This is a genomic window from Corallococcus sp. Z5C101001, from assembly GCF_007352635.1.
GTDB classification, from domain to species: Bacteria; Myxococcota; Myxococcia; order Myxococcales; family Myxococcaceae; genus Corallococcus; species Corallococcus silvisoli.
In genome coordinates, this window is sequence record NZ_VKLU01000013.1 from 93,258 (window position 1) to 109,850 (window position 16,593).

Annotated in this window: 12 protein-coding genes; 3 read left to right on the forward strand and 9 right to left on the reverse strand. The window is 72.3% G+C overall.

Features of this window, described 5'->3' with window-relative positions; genetic code table 11:
• Window positions 1–9: 9 nt before the first annotated feature.
• The 3 genes from FOF48_RS27405 to FOF48_RS27415 form a co-directional block, all read right to left on the reverse strand.
• On the reverse strand, window positions 10–1,008 hold the full coding sequence (locus FOF48_RS27405; RefSeq protein ID WP_143906206.1) for a hypothetical protein: 999 nt from the start codon (window positions 1,006–1,008) through the stop codon (window positions 10–12).
• Window positions 1,009–1,059: 51 nt separating this feature from the next.
• Complete coding sequence (locus tag FOF48_RS27410; protein ID WP_143906208.1) at window positions 1,060–1,605, reverse strand: hypothetical protein; 546 nt, start codon at window positions 1,603–1,605, stop codon at window positions 1,060–1,062.
• A 110-nt stretch (window positions 1,606–1,715) separates the two neighbouring features.
• Window positions 1,716–3,749 (reverse strand): alpha/beta fold hydrolase, encoded by a 2,034-nt coding sequence (locus FOF48_RS27415; protein WP_143906210.1) that lies wholly within the window; start codon window positions 3,747–3,749, stop codon window positions 1,716–1,718.
• Window positions 3,750–4,112: 363 nt separating this feature from the next.
• Here FOF48_RS27415 and FOF48_RS27420 point away from each other — a divergent pair, with 363 nt between their 5' ends.
• Window positions 4,113–5,606, forward strand: coding sequence for a DUF4397 domain-containing protein (locus FOF48_RS27420; RefSeq protein ID WP_186002094.1), 1,494 nt, complete (start codon window positions 4,113–4,115; stop codon window positions 5,604–5,606).
• 3 nt (window positions 5,607–5,609) lie between these two features.
• Here FOF48_RS27420 and FOF48_RS27425 read toward each other — a convergent pair whose 3' ends face one another.
• From FOF48_RS27425 to FOF48_RS27435, 3 genes are all read right to left on the reverse strand, one after another.
• Window positions 5,610–6,275 carry a hypothetical protein gene (locus tag FOF48_RS27425; RefSeq protein WP_143906214.1) on the reverse strand — a complete coding sequence of 222 codons (666 nt, stop codon included), beginning with the start codon at window positions 6,273–6,275 and terminating at the stop codon, window positions 5,610–5,612.
• A gap of 171 nt (window positions 6,276–6,446) precedes the next feature.
• The gene (locus FOF48_RS27430; protein WP_143906216.1) at window positions 6,447–10,019 is read right to left on the reverse strand and encodes a M1 family aminopeptidase; all 3,573 of its coding nucleotides are present in this window, start codon (window positions 10,017–10,019) and stop codon (window positions 6,447–6,449) included.
• Window positions 10,016–10,939 (reverse strand): ABC transporter ATP-binding protein, encoded by a 924-nt coding sequence (locus FOF48_RS27435; protein ID WP_143906218.1) that lies wholly within the window; start codon window positions 10,937–10,939, stop codon window positions 10,016–10,018. The genes FOF48_RS27430 and FOF48_RS27435 overlap by 4 nt, the downstream gene beginning before the upstream one ends.
• 104 nt (window positions 10,940–11,043) lie before the next feature.
• Between FOF48_RS27435 and FOF48_RS27440 the strand changes: the two genes are divergently transcribed.
• Together FOF48_RS27440 and FOF48_RS27445 are read left to right on the forward strand one after the other, a co-directional pair.
• Window positions 11,044–11,580, forward strand: a complete 537-nt coding sequence (locus FOF48_RS27440; RefSeq protein ID WP_143906220.1) for a hypothetical protein — start codon at window positions 11,044–11,046, stop codon at window positions 11,578–11,580.
• Between the two features lie 58 nt (window positions 11,581–11,638).
• Complete coding sequence (locus FOF48_RS27445) at window positions 11,639–12,814, forward strand: acyltransferase (protein WP_143906222.1); 1,176 nt, start codon at window positions 11,639–11,641, stop codon at window positions 12,812–12,814.
• A 44-nt stretch (window positions 12,815–12,858) separates the two neighbouring features.
• On the opposite strand, the gene FOF48_RS27450 is transcribed toward FOF48_RS27445, so the two are convergent.
• From FOF48_RS27450 to FOF48_RS27460, 3 genes are read right to left on the reverse strand one after another with little or no spacing between them, the layout of a single operon-like run.
• Entirely contained in the window at window positions 12,859–13,224 is a 366-nt protein-coding gene (locus FOF48_RS27450; RefSeq protein ID WP_143906224.1) for a VOC family protein, read from the reverse strand.
• A gap of 36 nt (window positions 13,225–13,260) precedes the next feature.
• The gene (locus FOF48_RS37600; RefSeq protein ID WP_143906611.1) at window positions 13,261–14,043 is read right to left on the reverse strand and encodes an AraC family transcriptional regulator; all 783 of its coding nucleotides are present in this window, start codon (window positions 14,041–14,043) and stop codon (window positions 13,261–13,263) included.
• A complete protein-coding gene (locus tag FOF48_RS27460) occupies window positions 14,043–16,547 on the reverse strand; it encodes a sensor histidine kinase (protein ID WP_186002095.1) in 2,505 nt (834 codons plus the stop codon). Before FOF48_RS27460 ends, FOF48_RS37600 begins: the two co-directional genes overlap by 1 nt.
• Window positions 16,548–16,593 lie beyond the last annotated feature (46 nt).

Genomic DNA, 16,593 nt, shown 5'->3' on the forward strand with positions numbered 1-16,593 from the left:
GGCCGGCGCTCACCGGTGGAGGGCGGGGAGCCCTTCGGCGATGACGCCGCAGCCGCGCTGGGACTCGCGGCGGTGGAGCATGTGGCAGCGCTCGGGGGTGGGACAGTCGGTGTCGCGGGTGCAGGGCTTGAAGCAGTAGCCGCTGGCCTCGTCGCAGCTGAGCCCCCGGGCGCAGGGCGTGCGCGCATCACAGCGGGCCCGGCACTCGAAGGCCTCGGTTTCGAGCGAGGGCTCCGCGAAGCCGCGCAGGCAGTCCTGGTGGGCGGCGCAGGGCGCGCCGTCCGCGCAGGCGGGCCCCACGAAGGGGCGGCAGAGGGGCACCTCGCCCGGAGCGTCCGTCGCGCAGCGCTCGCCTTCGGGACACGGGCGGTCGCGGCAGGTGGGAACGCAGGCGCCGCGCACGCGGTAGGGATTGGGTGCGCACTCTGTGCCGGAGGCGCACGCGCCCGGGTCGTGCACGTCGCACGGGGGACCGCAGGCCCCCTGGACGCATTGGAGCCCCGGGGCGCAGCGGCCCTCCGGCGCTTGCGCGTCGCCCGCGCACCGCTCGCCGGCGCGCAGCCGTCCCTCGGGCGTGCAGCGGCGCAGGACCTGGCCGGACGCGGAGGGGTCCACCGGGTGGCAGGATTCGGAAGGGGGGCAGTCCTCCGCGTCCTCGCAGAAGCGGCGCCGGGGCTGGCACTCGCGGAAGCCGAAGTCCGGGTGGCGCGCGCACACGTCGCCCGCGGGACACGCGGCATCGGCGTCGCAGCGGTCCTCGCAGGCGAGCGAGCCCTGGGGGTCCGCGTGGCAGTTGGACGGGACGTTCGGGAGCCGGATGCCGTTGGCGAGCATGACGGCCCTGGCCCCCGAGCCCTCGCGGGGCCCGAGGCGCGCGGCGCCGGGGGCGACGGACAGGTCGGCCTGGGAGGTGAGGTCCGGCCCCGGCCACGCGAGCCACGCCGCCGTGCCCACGGCGGTCGCGAACGCGGCCAGGGCGATGAGCAGGCAGAGCGCGCGCGGCGTCACCGGAGGGCCCTGCCGTTCATCGTTCCATCTCCTCCTGGGGTGAGGAGGAGACTACAGCGCCAGGAGCAGCAGCGACGCCTGCTCCGTGGGCGAGGCCGCGAGGAAGGTGTCCGGCAGCGTGACCTGCGTGGGCGGCGTGAGGGAGCGGTCGCAGCTTCGCGGCCCTTCGTAGGTGCGGCCCGGCTCCTTCGCCTTCAGCCGGTACGTGCAGTCGCGCACGTACACCGTCAGCTCCTCCGGCGAGAGCGTCAACGAGGCCGGGCGCCCGCCAAAGCCACCCTTGGCCTTCAGCGCGTCGCCCTCCTTCGTCACGTCCAGGTTCACCACCGACGGACCGATGTTGCCCTTCACCTTCTGGTCCTCCAGCTTCAACGCCACCGTGGCGTCCGCCACCCGGCCTCGCAGCTCCCCCGGTGTGCGGGACACCTGGAACTCCTGCCCCGTGACGTTGTCCGGCGTCATCCGCAGGTTGAACTGCTGCCGCGCGATGCGGAAGGAGAGCTGATCCTGGTCGGAGGCCGCGACCGCGCCTCCCACCGCGACGAGCACCCCCAGCACCCCCACACCCCGACGCAAAGACTGGCTCAAGCGCTTCATGGACACCTTCCTCCGGGCCCACCCGGGGCCCACACCCTCTTCACTGACAATGTGTAACGACCCTGGGTGACGCCATCTCCGTCGCGGAGGAAGTCGTTGCGCGCCGAAGGCTATTTCCCGTCCGCAGTGCCGCCTGCCTGCCCCTCGGACGGGCTCAGCAGGTGCTTCTCGAAGAACATGAGCGCCGTGGTCGTGGCCATGTCCCGGTTCGGCTTCTTCTGGAACCCGTGCCCCTCGTCCGTGGCCAGCAGGTACCAGACGTCCGAGCCCTTCTTGCGCACCGCCTGGACGATCTGCTCCGCCTCCGACTGGGGCACGCGCGGGTCGTTGGCGCCCTGCTGCACGAAGAGCGCCGCGCGGATCCTGTCCACCGAGCCCAGCGGAGAGATGCGCTCCTGCACCTTGCGCACGGCCGGGTCGCGCTCATCGCCGTACTCCGCGCGCCGCAGGTCCCGCCGGTACGCCTGCGTGTTCTGGAGGAACGACGGCAGCGACGAGATGCCCACCACGTCCACCGCCGCCTTCACGCGGTCCGGGTAGAACGCCACCGTCGCCAGCGTCATGTAGCCTCCGTACGAGCCGCCGAAGATGCCCACCCGCGACGCGTCCAGCTCCGGCCGCGACGCGACGAAGTCCAGCGTGGCCCCGATGTCCGCCAGGCTCTGCTCGCGCTTCACGCCGTCGTCCATCGCCCGGAACGCCTTGCCGTACCCCTCCGAGCCGCGCACGTTGGGCAGGAGCACCGCCATCCCCAGCTCCGTCGCCATCAGCTGGATCTGCGCGCTGAAGCCAGGCCGGCTCTGACCTTCCGGCCCGCCGTGGAACACCACCACCACGGGCACCTTCCCCTTCACGTGCTTCGGCAGGTACAGGAACGCCGGCACCTTCACGCCGTCCGTGGACGGGTAGCTGACCAGCTCCGGCTCCACGAACGTCTCGGGATCCAACCCGCCCACCTCCGAGCGCGTCCAGCGCGTGCTCTTCTTCGTGCCCAGGTCCACCGTGAAGACATCCAGCGGGACCCGCGACGACGTGAGCGAGAACGCCACCCGGTCCGAGCGCTTCGGCGGGAAGCGGACCTCCGCGATGACCCCCTGCGGCGTCTCCACCGGCGACAGGGCCTGCGTGCGCGTGTCCAGCAGGTACAGCCGGCCGTAGCCCTCCTCGTTGACGGCCACCGCCAGCTTGCGCCCGTCCGGCGACAGCTCCAGGTGCTCCACGTTCCAGCGCACCGCCTTCGTCAGCGACGGCGGGGACGCCGGGGGCGTGCCCGTCAACGGCAGGCGGTACAGCTGCGAGAAGTCGCTGTAGCGGTCCGTGGCCACGTACACGCCCTGCCCGTCCTGCGTGAAGACGGCGGCCTCCAGGCTGCCCTTGCCCTCCTTGGGCGTCAGCTGCGTGCGCGCGTTCGTCTTCAGGTCCACCACGCTCAGGTCCGAGTCATCCGCCGCGCGGAACTGGCGCACCAGCAGCTTCGAGCCGTCCTCGGAGAAGTCCAGCGGCGCCCAGCTTCCGTCGGCCTCCGTCACGCGCTTCGCCTGCTTGGGGTCCGCGGTGGGCGCCACGTACACGTCGGTGTCCTTGCCGTTGCGCCCCGTGCCCGCGTACGCGAGCCAGCGCCCGTCCCGGGACACCACCAGCTCCTCGTGCCGGCTCTTGCCGTCCGTCAGCAGCTCCGAGCGCCCCGTGCGCCGGTCCAGCTTGAGCACCTGGAAGAACTCTCCGCCGCCCGTGTCCTGGAGATAGAAGATGACCTGCGGGTTGCCCGGCAGGAAGCGCGCCCGGTTGATGGGCTCCTTCGTGAAGGTGAGCTGGGTGCGCGCGCCCAGCGGCATCTCCACCAGGTGCAGCTGATTGACGTCCCCGAAGCGCGTGGAGATGAGCACCTGCTGGCCATCTCCGCTCACGTCCAGGAGCTGCGCGGAGCGCGACTCCAGGTACTGCTGGACGCGCTGGGAGAGCGCGGGGGGCACCGGCGGCACGCCGCTCGTCCACAGGTTGGGCAGGCCGGGCAGCGGCGCGATCCCCGGGACGGCGGAGGGCGCCTTCGCGGCGGCCGGCGCCGGAGCGGGCTTCGACGGGGCCGGCGCGGGCGTCTGGGCCGCGAGCAGGGACACGATGAGCGGAAGGGACGCGAGGGTCATGGTGCGCCGACCCTACCAGCGCCGTCGCCTCTCCAGGCACCCACGCGCGCGGTTCCCCGCGACGGCCGCGATGACGCGAGGTGAACCGGCGGCCACCCGCCGCGTGTGATGCGCCGCGGCGACCGGGCAGGCACTCAGGCGCGGCGCTCCGGTCCCACCGCCCATCACACCCACCGTCCGGGGAGGACGCACGCGCCCGTGATGCCCTCGGCTTGCGACGTGCGCCAGTGCACAACGTCGCGGGCGGACAGTCCCGCCGCGAAGGGGGGGTGGCCACCCCTTGGAGGATGTCCACCCTTACCGGGATCGACGACATCAGTGCCGAGCCGAGTCCGTGGCTCGCCGGGAGAAGGGGACTTCAACATGGGCGGGTTGCGGGGGAAGACACTGCGGATCGTCGCGCTCACGTCGCTGGGCATGCTCGCGCTCGCGTGTGGGAGCGGCACGGTGGGCGCCCCGGATGCGCCTCCCACGCAGGACGGGCCGGTGCTCGTCCCGCCCACCCGCGCGCAGCTGCGGCTCGTGCAGGCCGCGCCGGGCGCGCCCGCGGTGGACGTCTACATCGCCGGAGACCCCACGCCCGTGGCCAACGCCGTGGCCTACGGCGCCACCACGCCCTACCTCACGCGGGACGCGGGCCCCATCACCGTCGAGCTGCGCCCCACGGGCGCCGCGCCGGAGTCGCGGCCCCTGCTCTCGCTCGGGGTGGGCATGGAGGGCGGGACGCGCTGGACGGTGGTGGCCGCTGGCGGCTCCCCGCCCGCGCCCACCGACGCGGCGCTCCGCCTGCTGCTGCTGCGCGACAACCCCGTGCCCGCGGACGGAGGACAGGCACGCCTGCGCGTCGTCAACGCGGGCACGGACGCGCCCACGGTGGACGTGGACCTGGGCAATGACGGCTCGGTGGAGGTGGCGTCGCTCGCGCGCTTCAGTGATTCGGGGGAGACGGCGCTGGTGGTGCCCTCGGGCTCGGCGCTCCAGGTGGGCCTCCGCGGCGGCGGCGCGGCCCCGGTGATGACGTCGTTCACCCTGCCCGCCCTCGGCTCCGGCACCGACACGCTCATCGTCGCCACCGGCCTCCTGTCCCAACCCGCGCGCGCGGGCGACGGCTTCTCGCTGCTCACCGCCGGCCGCGACGGCACGCTGGCCATCCTGCGGCAGAACCCGACGCTGTATGTGTTGAACGCGTCACCGGACGCCCCGCCGCTGGACCTCTTCGCCGGCGACCACCCGTTCTTCAGGGACCTGACCTCCGGCGCGCTGTCCTCGCCGCTCCAGGTGGCGCCGGGCACCTACGTGCTGGACCTCTTCGCCGCCACGCCCGCGGAAGCGCGGCCCGCGGCCCCGCCGGTGGCCTCCATCACCACGCCCACCCTGGTCCCGGGCGAGCGCTACCTGATGGTCGCCGCGGGCTACCTGACGCCGCCCGGACCTTCCGCGCACCCCTTCACACTGCTGTCCCTGACGGAGCGCTTCGCGGACGACCCCGCCAACCTGCGACTGCGGTGGGTGCACGCGGCGTCGGACACGCCCGCCATGGACGTGGGCCCGCTGGGCTCCGGGCGCCGCGTGCTGCCGGACGCGCCCTTCCTCAACGTGCCCTTCGCCGCCGCCACCGCGCCGGACGGCCTGCCGCTGCCCTCCGGGGGCGCCATCACCCTGGGCGTGGTGCCCACGAACGAGGCCAACCGCGCGCCGCGCACCACCTTCTCCCTCACGCCCGTGGCGGACACGCGCCTCTTCGCCGTCGCCACCGACGCGCCCGGCGCCGAGCCCGGGAGCTGGGACCTCCAGCTGCTTCTGGTGGACACCTCTCGCACGCCGTGGACCGTGAGCGCCCAGGCCCACGAGCCCTGAGCGTCAGAAGGCCCAGCCCAGGTTGAGCAGGAGCCGCTGCGCGAAGCTCCACGTCGTTTCGTGGGCCCGCTCCACGGACATGCCTCCGTCGGAGCGCCACGTGCCCTGGTCGTAGGAGTTCGCGCTGCGCACGGCCCCCACGCCCACGCCGGCCTGCACCGTGAAGCCGGGATCCACCACCACGCTGTACCCCAGGACCGCCATCCCCCCCACGGACCAGGGGTTGGCGTCGAGGTCCGGGAGCAGGGGACCATTCAAGGTGCTCGGTAGCATCCCATGGGAGGCCCGCCCCAGGGTCACCTCCAGGCGCGGTGACAACCACAGCCCCTGGGGCGCCCGGCCCGCCAGGTAGAAGCGCACCCCGGGCATCAGACCCAGCTCGTACTGCGTCTGGTTGCTCCCCACCGCGCCATTGGGCCATGGCTCCTCGAAGCGTTGCCGGATGTGGTTGAAGCCCGCGAACAGGCCCAACTCCAGCGAGAAGCGCTCCCCCAGCACGCGCTCCCCCGCCAGCGCCACCCGGGTGCTGCCCGCCTGGATGGGGACGGACACCGTCACCACGTTGCGCCGCTCCACGGGAAACGAACCCGTCGTGACGCCTTCCTGCGCGAACGCCGACGTCGACACCACCGCCAGCGACAACGCCAGCGCCCACTGTCCTGCGACCATGCGATGAACCCCCGTCATGCCGCCGGACCCCCAAGGTCCGTCGTGCGGGGGGATGCCCATCGCAATCGATGTGCCAGCTTGCTCCGAGAGAGCGAGGACCCGCCGGGGCGCCGGACGCGCTGACAACCTGTCGCCGACACGCGAGCGCGCGCGTGTCAGCGTGTCAGCGTGTCACGGCGGGGCGAGCGCGACCTGGGCCTGCTCGCGGCGCAGCTGGAGCACGCGGGCGTCCGGATCCACCAGCAGCTGCTCTGGCGGGAACTCCGAGCGCAGCGTCACCCGCGCCTCTTCCCCGGCGCCGGGTTCGATGCGCGTCCCGGCGCTGAGCAGCGCGTCGGTCTCTCCGGCCTTCATCACCGCCACCTGCACGGGCATGCGGCCGGTGCCCACGTTCGTCACCGTCGCGGTGGTCACCCACCCTCCGTCCACCTTCTTCACCTCCGCGTCGGTGACGCGGTACTCGGGGACCACCACCTCGAAGAAGGCCTGCCGGGTGAACCGGTCGAAGGCCTCCGGGGACGGCGCGAAGGGGCGCATCACCGCGAGGAAGTCCTGCAGCACCGGATGGTCGGTGTTGTTCATGTACTTCTGGAGGAAGGCCTGGAGCCCCGCGTGCATCGCGTCCCGGCCCATCAGGTCCTCCAACATCCAGAACGTCCAGCCGCCCTTCTCGTAGAGGACCACCGTGTCGCCCTCGCGCGAGCCGTCCAGCTTCACCAGCGGCTGCTCTCCGTCCACGCGCCGGTCCTTGCCGTAGCGCTCCTCCATCCGCCGGGCGTTCTGCACGCGCGCCTCCCGCCCGTCGAGCTGTTCAATGAGCTTCAGCGCCGAGTAGTGCGACAGGCCCTCCGACAGCACGTTGCCGCCGGGCCCCTTGCCGGGGATGAGCAGGTTGCCCCACCACTGGTGCGCGGCCTCATGCGCGGTGACGAGCAGCACCGCGTTCGACTCCGGCGTCGTGCGCGTGAGGAACCCGATGGACTCCGAGAAGGTGATGTTCGTGGGGAAGCCCTGCGCGTAGTTGGCTAGGCCCGCGAACTCCGACAGCTTCAGCTCGTTCCACGGGAACGGGTAGAACCATTCCGAGTAGTACTTGCGCGCGGCGTCCAGCCCCCGCGACATCTCCTTCACGTTGTAGACGTGCGCCGGGTCGTGGAACACCACCGTGCCCGCGCCCTCCACGCGGGCCCACTTCCCCGCGATGACGTTGAAGAAGCTCACCGGGTGGTCGCTCTTCCACACCGTCGTGCGCCGCCCGGCCGTCACCGTGTCGCTCTCGCGCACGCCCACGGAGTTGAGCGTGTAGGCCTCCGGCCCGCTGACGCGGATCCGGAAGGGGAACGGCAGGTTGCTGCCCCAGGCGGCCTCCGTGGGGCCTTCGTAGAAGTCGTCCGGATACACGCGCGGCTCGTAGCGGTTCTCCTTGGGGTCGACGCCGCGCTCCTCCTGGTAGCCCACCACCGGCGCGAACGTGGGCTCCTCGCTGGTGAGCACCACGCCCGACGGCAGGATGAACTCCTTGGCCTCGCCGCCCGCGCGGGACACGCCGTCCGGCAAGTGGCCCCGGTACTGGAAGCCCACCCGCACCTTCGCGCCGGGAGCCAGCGGCTGGGACGGCGTGAAGACATACAGCCCGGCCCGGTTCTCCGGCGTCACGTCCGCGCCATCCAGCGTCCAGCGCACGTCCGTCCAGGCATCGCCCCCGCTGAGGGCGAAGCGCGCCAGCGCCACGTCCCGCGCGTTCTCCAGCGCGTACGTGCCCTTCATGCGGAAGGCCCCAGCCTCCGGCTCCAGGTCCACGTCCAGGTCCACGTCCACCAGCAGCGGCTGCGGCGCGTCCTTCCACGTCGCCAGGTTCTTCTGCCAGTACTCCTTCGCGCGCTTCTTCGCCGCCGCGCCCTGGTGCCCCTGCCCCACCAGGATTCCCAGCCACGCGAGCGCCACTCCCGGCACCACCGCGTACGGCGCCAGCCGCCGCAGGCCCCGCATGAGGCCCGACGGCTTCAGCGCCTCCAGCGTCGTCACGGAGTCGCGCGCGCGACGTCCGTCCAGGCGCACCGCCAGCGCGGTGAAGAAGACGGCCAGCCCCAGCGCGGCCACGCGGTTGAGCACCAGCGCCGCGCGGTCGACCTGGAAGGCGCCCAGGTCGGTCCACCGCACCGCGTCCCACAGCGGCCAGTTCGTCACCCAGGTGAGGTCGCGGCGCACGGCGAAGAAGCCCGAGAGGCCCAGCGCCCCCAGGGCCAGCGCGTAGGTGCCGAAGCGTCCGCCCGTGGCCGCGCGCGCGGCCAGGATGAAGCCCGTCCACAGGAAGAACGTGGGCATGAGCAGCAGCCCCCACACGAGCGCGTAGGGCATCAGCGACAGCGGCACCTGCCCCTGGGCCAGCTGCACCAGCGAGCCCGCGAGCGCCATGGCCGCGAGGAGCGCCCCCGCGACCAGGCTGTTCGCCAGCGCCTTGCCCAACAGCACCGACAGCGTGCGCACCGGCGTCGCGTCGTGGATGGGCGCGAAGCCAGACGCCAGCTCGCGCTCCAGCGACTCCACCACGTAGAACATCAACAACAGACACACGAGCACCGACGCCTGATCCATCGTGCGCATCGCGAAGCGCCCCGGCACCAGCAGCAGGCTGGTGTCGAAGGGGCCCACCGCCGTGGCGGCCTGGGCCACCATCTGGAGCATCAACAGCGGCAGGAACAGGTAGAGCCCCGGCTGTGACAGCAGGCCGCGCCCCTCCGCCCGCGTCACCGTCCACAGGCCCGTCCAGAAGCCCGGCGGCCGCACCTCCATGCGCAGCGCGGACAGCGGCGCCTCCGCGTGCGACAGCGCCACCTGCGCGGGGGGCGCCGCCACGACCTGCCCCTTGCGCGGCGCCTTCGTGCTCACCTCTCCCCGGAGCGCGCGGCGGAAGTGGCGCTCGCTCCACGCCACCGCGCCCAGGCCCAGGCCCATCAGCACGAAACGGCTGGTGATGAAGAGCGCGTCCAGCCCCACCGGCTGCGTGTTGTAGAAGTCCACGCCCCGGTCCACCTTGATCCACGTCTCGGTGAGCCAGCGGTAGCCGCCAGGGTCCACCGCCATCAGGAACCGGTTCACGCGGGGGTCCAACCAGCCGGGGGTCCAGTCCCACAGGAAGAAGGCGCAGAGGAAGAGCAGGCCCACCGGCAGGAAGTACACCGGCACCGCGCGGCGCGTGCGCTCGCCCATGGCGAAGGCGGCGCCCGCCATGACGACGATGAGCGGCAGGCCGAACCACATCGCGGCGCCCGCGTAGTGGCTCGCGGCGAAGGGCCCGCGGAACTCCGCGGACGCGCCCGGCGGCACGACGTGATGGAAGAAGACGAGCATTCCCATCATCAGCCCGAGCGCCAGCACGTACGCGCCCAGGACGCCCAGGAACTTGCCCCACACGTACTCCGCCGACGTCAGCGGCGTGGTGTGCAGCAGCGGCTGCACGCGGGCCTCGTCGTCGGAGATGAGGGTCATGCCCGCGCCCACCGACACGAAGAAGGTGAACACCAGGAAGGTGAGCAGCAGCACCGTCTGCGCGACGGCGAAGGCGCTCGTCACCCAGGCCTTCTTGCCGCCCACCTCCGAGCTGCCCGCCGAGATGGTGACGTTGCCGGACGTCACGCCCCACACGATGGCCAGCAGCAGCACGAGCAGCACCCAGAACAACGGGCGCTTCACCTGGTGGCGCCACTCCGTGCGCGCCACGAGGACCAGCCGCGACAGGTTCATGTGCCCACCGCCGGGGTGGCCACCACGGGCGCGGGGGCCACGGGCGCGGGCGCGTCCTTCATCAGGAGCAGGTAGGCGTCCTCCAGCGTGGGCGGCGTGCGCTCGAAGCCCGGGGGCACGGGCGCGCCCGGGGTCACGTGGATGCGCACGCGGTTGCGGCCCTCGAAGAGCACGGCCTGGGTGACGCGGTGGGCTTGCTGGAAGGCGGCCATGTCGGCCGGGGGGACGGAGCCCTCGAAGAGGGTGTCATGGAGGGCGGCCTTCGCCTCGCTGGGGCTGGTGATGGCCATCACGCGGCCGTGGCGGACGACGGCGAAGCGCGGGCAGAGCATGGCCACGTCCTCCACGATGTGCGTGGACAGGAGCACCGTGCGCTCGTCGGCCACCTCCGCCAGGAGGCGGTAGAAGCGCTGGCGCTCCTCGGGGTCCAGGCCCGCGGTGGGCTCGTCCACGATGAGGAGCTTGGGGTTCCCCGCCAGGGCCTGGGCGATGCCCAGCCGCTGCCGCATGCCACCCGAGTACTCCTTCACCTTGCGCTTCGCCGCGAACGTGAGGTTCACGCGCTCCAGCAGCTCCGCGCACAGCGCCTTCAGCCCCTGCGGCGCGGTGACGCCCTTGAGCTCCAGCAGGTAGCGCAGCATGTCCTGGCCGGAGAGGTACGGGTAGAAGCCGAACTCCTGAGGCAGGTAGCCCAGGTGCGGGCGCAGCGCCTCCGGATGACGCACCAGGTCCAGCCCGTCGAGCGTCACCTCCCCGGAGGTGGGCTCCAGCAGGCCGGCGAGGATCTTCATCAGCGTGGACTTGCCCGCGCCGTTGGGCCCCAGCAGCCCGAACATCCCGCGGGGCACGTCCAGGTCGATGCCACGAAGGGCCGTGACCGGGCCCGGATACACCTTCACCAGATTGCGCAGGCTGAGCATGAGGCCTCTTCTACGCCCGGGCCAGGGACTCCATTTCCGGATTCCTCGGGAGAGTGCCCGCCGCGTCCAGAGGAGCCCCAGCGCGGTGTGTTAGACGCCAGGTCATGAACCTCCGCACCCTCTGTCTCTTCCTCGCATGGGGGACGTGCGCATCCCTGGGCTGTGCGAACCCCATGTGCTTGCAGGGGCAGGCCCTGGCGCAGAACGAGTACCGGGGCTACGGCGAGTACCGACCCGAGCGGGACCGCGAGGTGCTCACCCGCGCGGAAGGGGCGAAGGACACCGCGTCGGTCATCTTCCTGCAGGAGACGTTGCCGGAGGGCATCGAGATGACCTCCCACATGCTGTCGACGAAGGACGGCTATTCGCATCAGTTGCTGGGCAAGATGGCCTTCAGCCGGGGGCGGTTGGATTCCAAGCGGGACCTCATCACGCACGTGCAGCAGGTGGCGCTGGCGGCGGGGGGCGACGCGGCCGTCGGCTTCTTCCTGCTCACGCCGGCGGAGGACTTCACCCAGGCCCAGGCCGTGGAAGCGGTCATCCTCAAGCTGGACCCCCGCGTGCGCGCCAGGCTGCGCCCCGAGGAGGCGAAGGCCACCGTCAGAGGAGCGACCCGCGTGCCGGGGGTCGAACAGCTCTAGGGAGGACGGCGGGGGCCGATTGAGGTGTGGGCGGGGGGCTGCGAGACTCGCGGCCCTCATGGCCTCCTCCCGGCAGCATCTGGACGCACTCACCGGGCTGCGGTTCCTCGCGGCCGCGCACGTCGTCGCCTACCACGTGTATCACCTGGTCTTCAGCGGCACGGAGGCCCCGCCGGGCCTGCACGGGCTGCTGGACAGCGGGTACGTGGGCGTCAGCTTCTTCTTCGTCCTGTCGGGCTTCATCCTTGGCTACAACTACCTGGAGCGGCCGCCCGGCACGCGCGAGGCGCGCAAGGCGTTCTGGGTGGCCCGCTTCGCGCGCGTCTACCCCGTCTACGCGCTGGGGCTGGCCATCGCCGCGCCCGCGTTCCTCAAGGGCCTGCGCGACGCGTGGCTGGAGGACCCGTCGGAGGCGTGGCGGCAGGGCGAGGCGCTGGTGCTGGCGCCGCTGCTGCTCCAGAGCTGGATGCCGTGGACGGCGCTCGCCTGGAATGGCGCGGGCTGGTCCCTGGCGGTGGAGGCGCTCTTCTACGCGACCTTCCCCTTCCTGGCGGGGCGGCTGGGGCGGTGGGGGACGCGGGGGCTCGCGGTGGGCATGGGCGTGGCGTACCTGGCCGCGCTGGGGCTCCCGGCGCTCTACATCCTGGTGGATCCGGACCACACGGGCGGCGTGGCGTCCGCGTACAACTCCGGGCCGTGGATGCTGGCGTTGCGCTTCAATCCGCTGGCGCGGCTGCCGGAGTTCGTCCTGGGCATCCTCGCGGGGCGCTTCTTCCTGCTGCGCGCGGAGGAGGCCCCGCGCGCCCGGCCCTGGGTGCTGGCGGCGCTGGGCGGGGCGGTCATCGCGGCGCTGGTGGGCAGCACGTCGCTGCCCTTCCCGCTGCTGCACAACGGGCTGCTGGCGCCGGTGTTCGCGGCGCTCATCGTGCTGCTGCCTCGGAGCCAGGGCCCGGTGGCGCGGCTGCTGGCCTCGCGTCCGCTGCGCCTGCTGGGGGAGGCGAGCTACGCGCTCTACATCCTGCACATGCCGGTGATGTTCGCGTGGAAGTCCGTGCTCAAGAGACTGGGCGCATCGCCCACGTCCGCGTGGGCGGTCTCCGCGCTGGCGGTGGGCACGGTGTCCCTGAGCGTGCTGGCCTACGAGCGCGTGGAGAAGCCCGCCCGAGGATGGATCCGCGCCCGGTGGACGGACCGCGCGGGACAGCCCGCGCCAGGACTCCCGCCCCAAGCCTGAACCCCGGGCGCTCGGCCGCCCCCACGCACCAGACAGGGACGCGACTAGGGATCGCCCCATACCGCCAGTTCGTTGCCGGTGGGGTCGGTGAAGTGGAAGCGCTTGCCGCCGGGGAAGGAGAACGTGTCCTGCACGATGCTCCCACCGGCCTCGCGCACCTTCGCGTGCGTCGCCTCCAGGTCCTTCGAATACAGGATGATCAACGCGCCCCCCTTCGCCACCGCCAGCTCCGGGTTGAAGCCTCCGCTCAGACGGCCATCCATGAAGCTCGTGTACTGCGGACCGTAGTCCTCGAACTTCCATCCGAAGACCGCGCCGTAGAAGCGCTTCGCCTCCGCCATGTCCTTCACGGGAAGCTCGATGTAGTCGATGCGGTGGTGCTGCTCGGCCTGCTGCGGTGCGGTGGACATGGAGTGCCTCCCCATCAAGAAAAGAACGCCGCCACCTTACGCATCCCCTCCGCCAGGGGATTGGACGAATCCGACCTCCGCCTGCTCCCGCACATACGCCCCCGGCGTCAACCCCGTCAGCGCCCGGAACTCCCGCACCTGGTGCGCCTGGTCGTAGTACCCCGCCGCCAACGCCCACGCCGCGCCCTCCAGCGCCCGGGGCCCGCTCGACAGCGCCACCGCGTGCTGGAGCCTCGCGATGCGGCACAACACCTTCGGCGACAACCCCACCGACGCCAGGAACCGCCGCTCCACCTGCCGCGCCCCCACCCCCATCACCTCCTCCAGTGAACGCACCGGCACCTGCCCCCTGGCCCCCAGGATGAGGTCCACCGCGTGCCGCACCCCCGCGTCCCCTTCCCTCCCGGGCAGCCGCTCCAGCAACAGCCGCTCCAACAACGCGAAGCGCGCCGCCCGCCCCTCCGCCTCCGCCAGCCGCTCCCACCACTCGCGCGCCTCGCGCGGCCAGAGGTCCCCGAGCGCCACCTTCACGTCCGTCAACTCCAGCAAGGGCAGCCGCAGGAACGGCTGCGCGCCCCCCGGACGGAAGCGCACCGCGATGAAGGACGCCGCGTCCCCCAACGGCACCACCTCCGCCGTGCGCATCGCCCCCACCACCCTCGGGCCCCCTCCCGCCGACAGGTCCACCAGGATGTCCAGACACCCGTCCGGCAACACCCGGTGCACGCCCACCGGCGCGGGCCCCGACAGCTCCAGCGCCCAGTAGCACTCCACGTACGGCGCCAGCGCCGCGCACGGACGCGCCTCCACGTAGCGCATCAGGTCGCGCCCGAGACGGCCGCACGGGGCAGCCACACCGTGAAACACGTGCCCTGGCCCGGCCCCTCGCTGCGCGCCTGGATGCGGCCCCCGTGGCGCTCCACGATTTCACGGCAGATGGCCAACCCCAACCCCAGGCCCCCGGCGTAGTGCTCGGCGGCGTTGCCCGCGCGGTAGAAGGGCGTGAAGAGCTGCGGCAGGCTCTCCGCCGGGATGCCGATGCCCCGGTCCTCCACGTCCACCCGCACCTGACCGTCCTCCTCCCGCACCCGCACCGCCACCGGCGTCCCCGGCGGCGAGTAGCGCAGCGCGTTCTCCACCAGGTTCGTGAAGAGCTGATCCAACCGCTGCGCGTCCCACCGGCCCACCAGCGGCGCGTCCGGGACCGCCAGCGACAACAGCCCCTCGCGCTCCGGCCGCGTGGACTGGACGCGCTCCATCACCTCGTGCATCAGCGTCACCAGGTCCATGGGCGCCACCGTCAACGCGAAGCGCCCGGACTGCAACCGCGACACGTCCAGCATGTCGCCAATCAGCCGCGTCAGCCGGTCCACCTGCCGGTTCAGCCGGTCGAAGATGGCGCGCTGCCGCTCCGGCGTCAGCCCCTGGCTGGATTCGGACTGGCGGATGAGCAGCTCCAGCGTCGCCTTCAGCGGCGTCAGCGGCGTGCGCAGCTCGTGGCTCGCCATGGACAGGAACTGGTCCCGGATGTCGATGGCCTCGCGGAGCTCCTGCTGCGTGCGGTCGATGCGCGCCGCCATGTCGTTGAAGCCCGACGCCAGCTGCGCGAACTCGTCATCCCCTCCGGCCTGCACCCGCCGCTCCAGGGCGGGCGTGCCCAGCGCGGCGAAGCCGTCCCGCAGCGACTCCAGCCGCCGCGCCACGTCCCGCCCCACCCACCGCGACAAGAGCAGCGAGATGGTGCCCGCCAGCACCGCGATGGCCACCACCCACGCCCCCATGCGCGTCACCGGCGCGAACGCCTCGCGCAGCCGCGCCGTCACCACCACCGTCCAGGGCGTCTCGCTCACCTGCTCGTGCGCCACCAGCAGCCGGTGCCCCGACGCGTCGAACGCCTCCAGCATCCCCTCCGGCGTCGACAGCGCCTGCGGCGTCAGCATCCCCAGCACCGGCGCCCGGGTGAGCACGTCGCCGCGGTCCGTCTCCCGCAGCAGGGTCCCGTCGCGCCGGTCGAACAGCTCCACGTGGTAGCTGCGCGAGGCCAGCGTCGGTTGCAGGCCCAGCCGCCTCAAGGACAACCCGCCCACCAACACGGCGCGCCTGCCTCCCCCCAGCTCCACCTGCGTGGTGAAGACCACGAAGGGCAGGCCCGCGCGGGTGAGGAAGGGCCGGGACAACAGCACCGTGTTGTCGCCCTGGATGGTCTGCTGGAAGTACTCCCGGTTCGCGTAGTTGTGGTTGGCGCCGATGCGGTTCAACTTCGTGGAGGGCACCAGCGTGTTCCCAGCGGAGTCCAGCAGCCACGCCGCGTCGAACAGGCCGGAGTCGTTCTCCAGCAGGTCCACCCGTTCGCTCATGCCCTCCACGTTCCCGTCCCGCACCGCCGCGATGAAGCCCGGATCCCGGCTCTGCGCGCGCAGCAGGGAGCGCGCCATGTACGCCGTCTGCTCCAGCCAGGCCGTCTCCGCGGACACCGCCTGCTGCGCCTTGCTCCGCAGCTCCGCCTCGATGGCCCGCTGCGCGACGAACGACGCCACCGCGCCCGCCCCCAGGATGGGCAGCACCGACGCCAGGGCCATGCCGCGAAACAGCCGCCAGCGCACCCCGCTCAGCACCGGCAGCTCGCGCACCCACGTCAACACCGCGCACGACACGGTCAGCACCGCGTAGACGCCCACCCCCGCCCACGACCCCCGCGACCCCAACGCGAGCGCCATGTTCAGGAACAGGATGCACAACCCCGCGAGCGCGACCCGGCTGAGCCCCAGCCACCCGCGCCACAACCCCACCGACAGCAGGACCCCCGTCCCAAGGAAGAGCGCGCCCAGCCCCCGGATGAACGGACCGAACGCCAGCAACGAGAAGCGGATGAAGCCATGGGGGCTCAGCACCATCAGCACCCCGAAGAAGAGCGCCACGGCGGCGATGAACACCGCCAGCAGCCCCCGCCCCCGGAAGCGGGGGGCCTGCTCCAGCAGGAGCAGCCCCGCGAGCAGCGGGTACAGCACCAGCCCCGTGAGTCCACCCGGCAGGACCGTGGCGGTCCACCAGTAGAACCCGACCGCGCCCAGGAAGAGCGCCCGCCCCAGCCACCCCACGAAGGCCGGCCAGCTGGGGTACAGGAGCGCGGCGAGCATCGTCGCCGAGCCCATCAGGAACAGGCTCCCGAGCGGGCGGACGTACGGATAGATGAACTGGAAGAGGGCCGCCCCGAATTCGTACGGCACGAACACCATCGTGGTCCCCACCACGAGGCCGAACGCCGTCGCGAACCACTCCACACGTGCCCGCTCCAGGATGCCCACGGACAGCAGAGTACACATCCCACCCCGGCTGTCAGTGACGGAGTGCCCCCGGGGAGGACCGTCC

Coding starts and splice junctions, on each gene's coding strand:
- FOF48_RS27415 (WP_143906210.1), bottom strand. CDS start 3,749: ATGACCCTCGCGTCCCTTCCGCTCATCGTGTCCCTGCTCGCGGCCCAG.
- FOF48_RS27435 (WP_143906218.1), bottom strand. CDS start 10,939: ATGCTCAGCCTGCGCAATCTGGTGAAGGTGTATCCGGGCCCGGTCACG.
- FOF48_RS27430 (WP_143906216.1), bottom strand. CDS start 10,019: ATGAACCTGTCGCGGCTGGTCCTCGTGGCGCGCACGGAGTGGCGCCAC.
- FOF48_RS27445 (WP_143906222.1), top strand. CDS start 11,639: ATGGCCTCCTCCCGGCAGCATCTGGACGCACTCACCGGGCTGCGGTTC.
- FOF48_RS37600 (WP_143906611.1), bottom strand. CDS start 14,043: ATGCGCTACGTGGAGGCGCGTCCGTGCGCGGCGCTGGCGCCGTACGTG.
- FOF48_RS27410 (WP_143906208.1), bottom strand. CDS start 1,605: ATGAAGCGCTTGAGCCAGTCTTTGCGTCGGGGTGTGGGGGTGCTGGGG.
- FOF48_RS27450 (WP_143906224.1), bottom strand. CDS start 13,224: ATGTCCACCGCACCGCAGCAGGCCGAGCAGCACCACCGCATCGACTAC.
- FOF48_RS27440 (WP_143906220.1), top strand. CDS start 11,044: ATGAACCTCCGCACCCTCTGTCTCTTCCTCGCATGGGGGACGTGCGCA.
- FOF48_RS27425 (WP_143906214.1), bottom strand. CDS start 6,275: ATGGTCGCAGGACAGTGGGCGCTGGCGTTGTCGCTGGCGGTGGTGTCG.
- FOF48_RS27420 (WP_186002094.1), top strand. CDS start 4,113: ATGGGCGGGTTGCGGGGGAAGACACTGCGGATCGTCGCGCTCACGTCG.
- FOF48_RS27460 (WP_186002095.1), bottom strand. CDS start 16,547: ATGTGTACTCTGCTGTCCGTGGGCATCCTGGAGCGGGCACGTGTGGAG.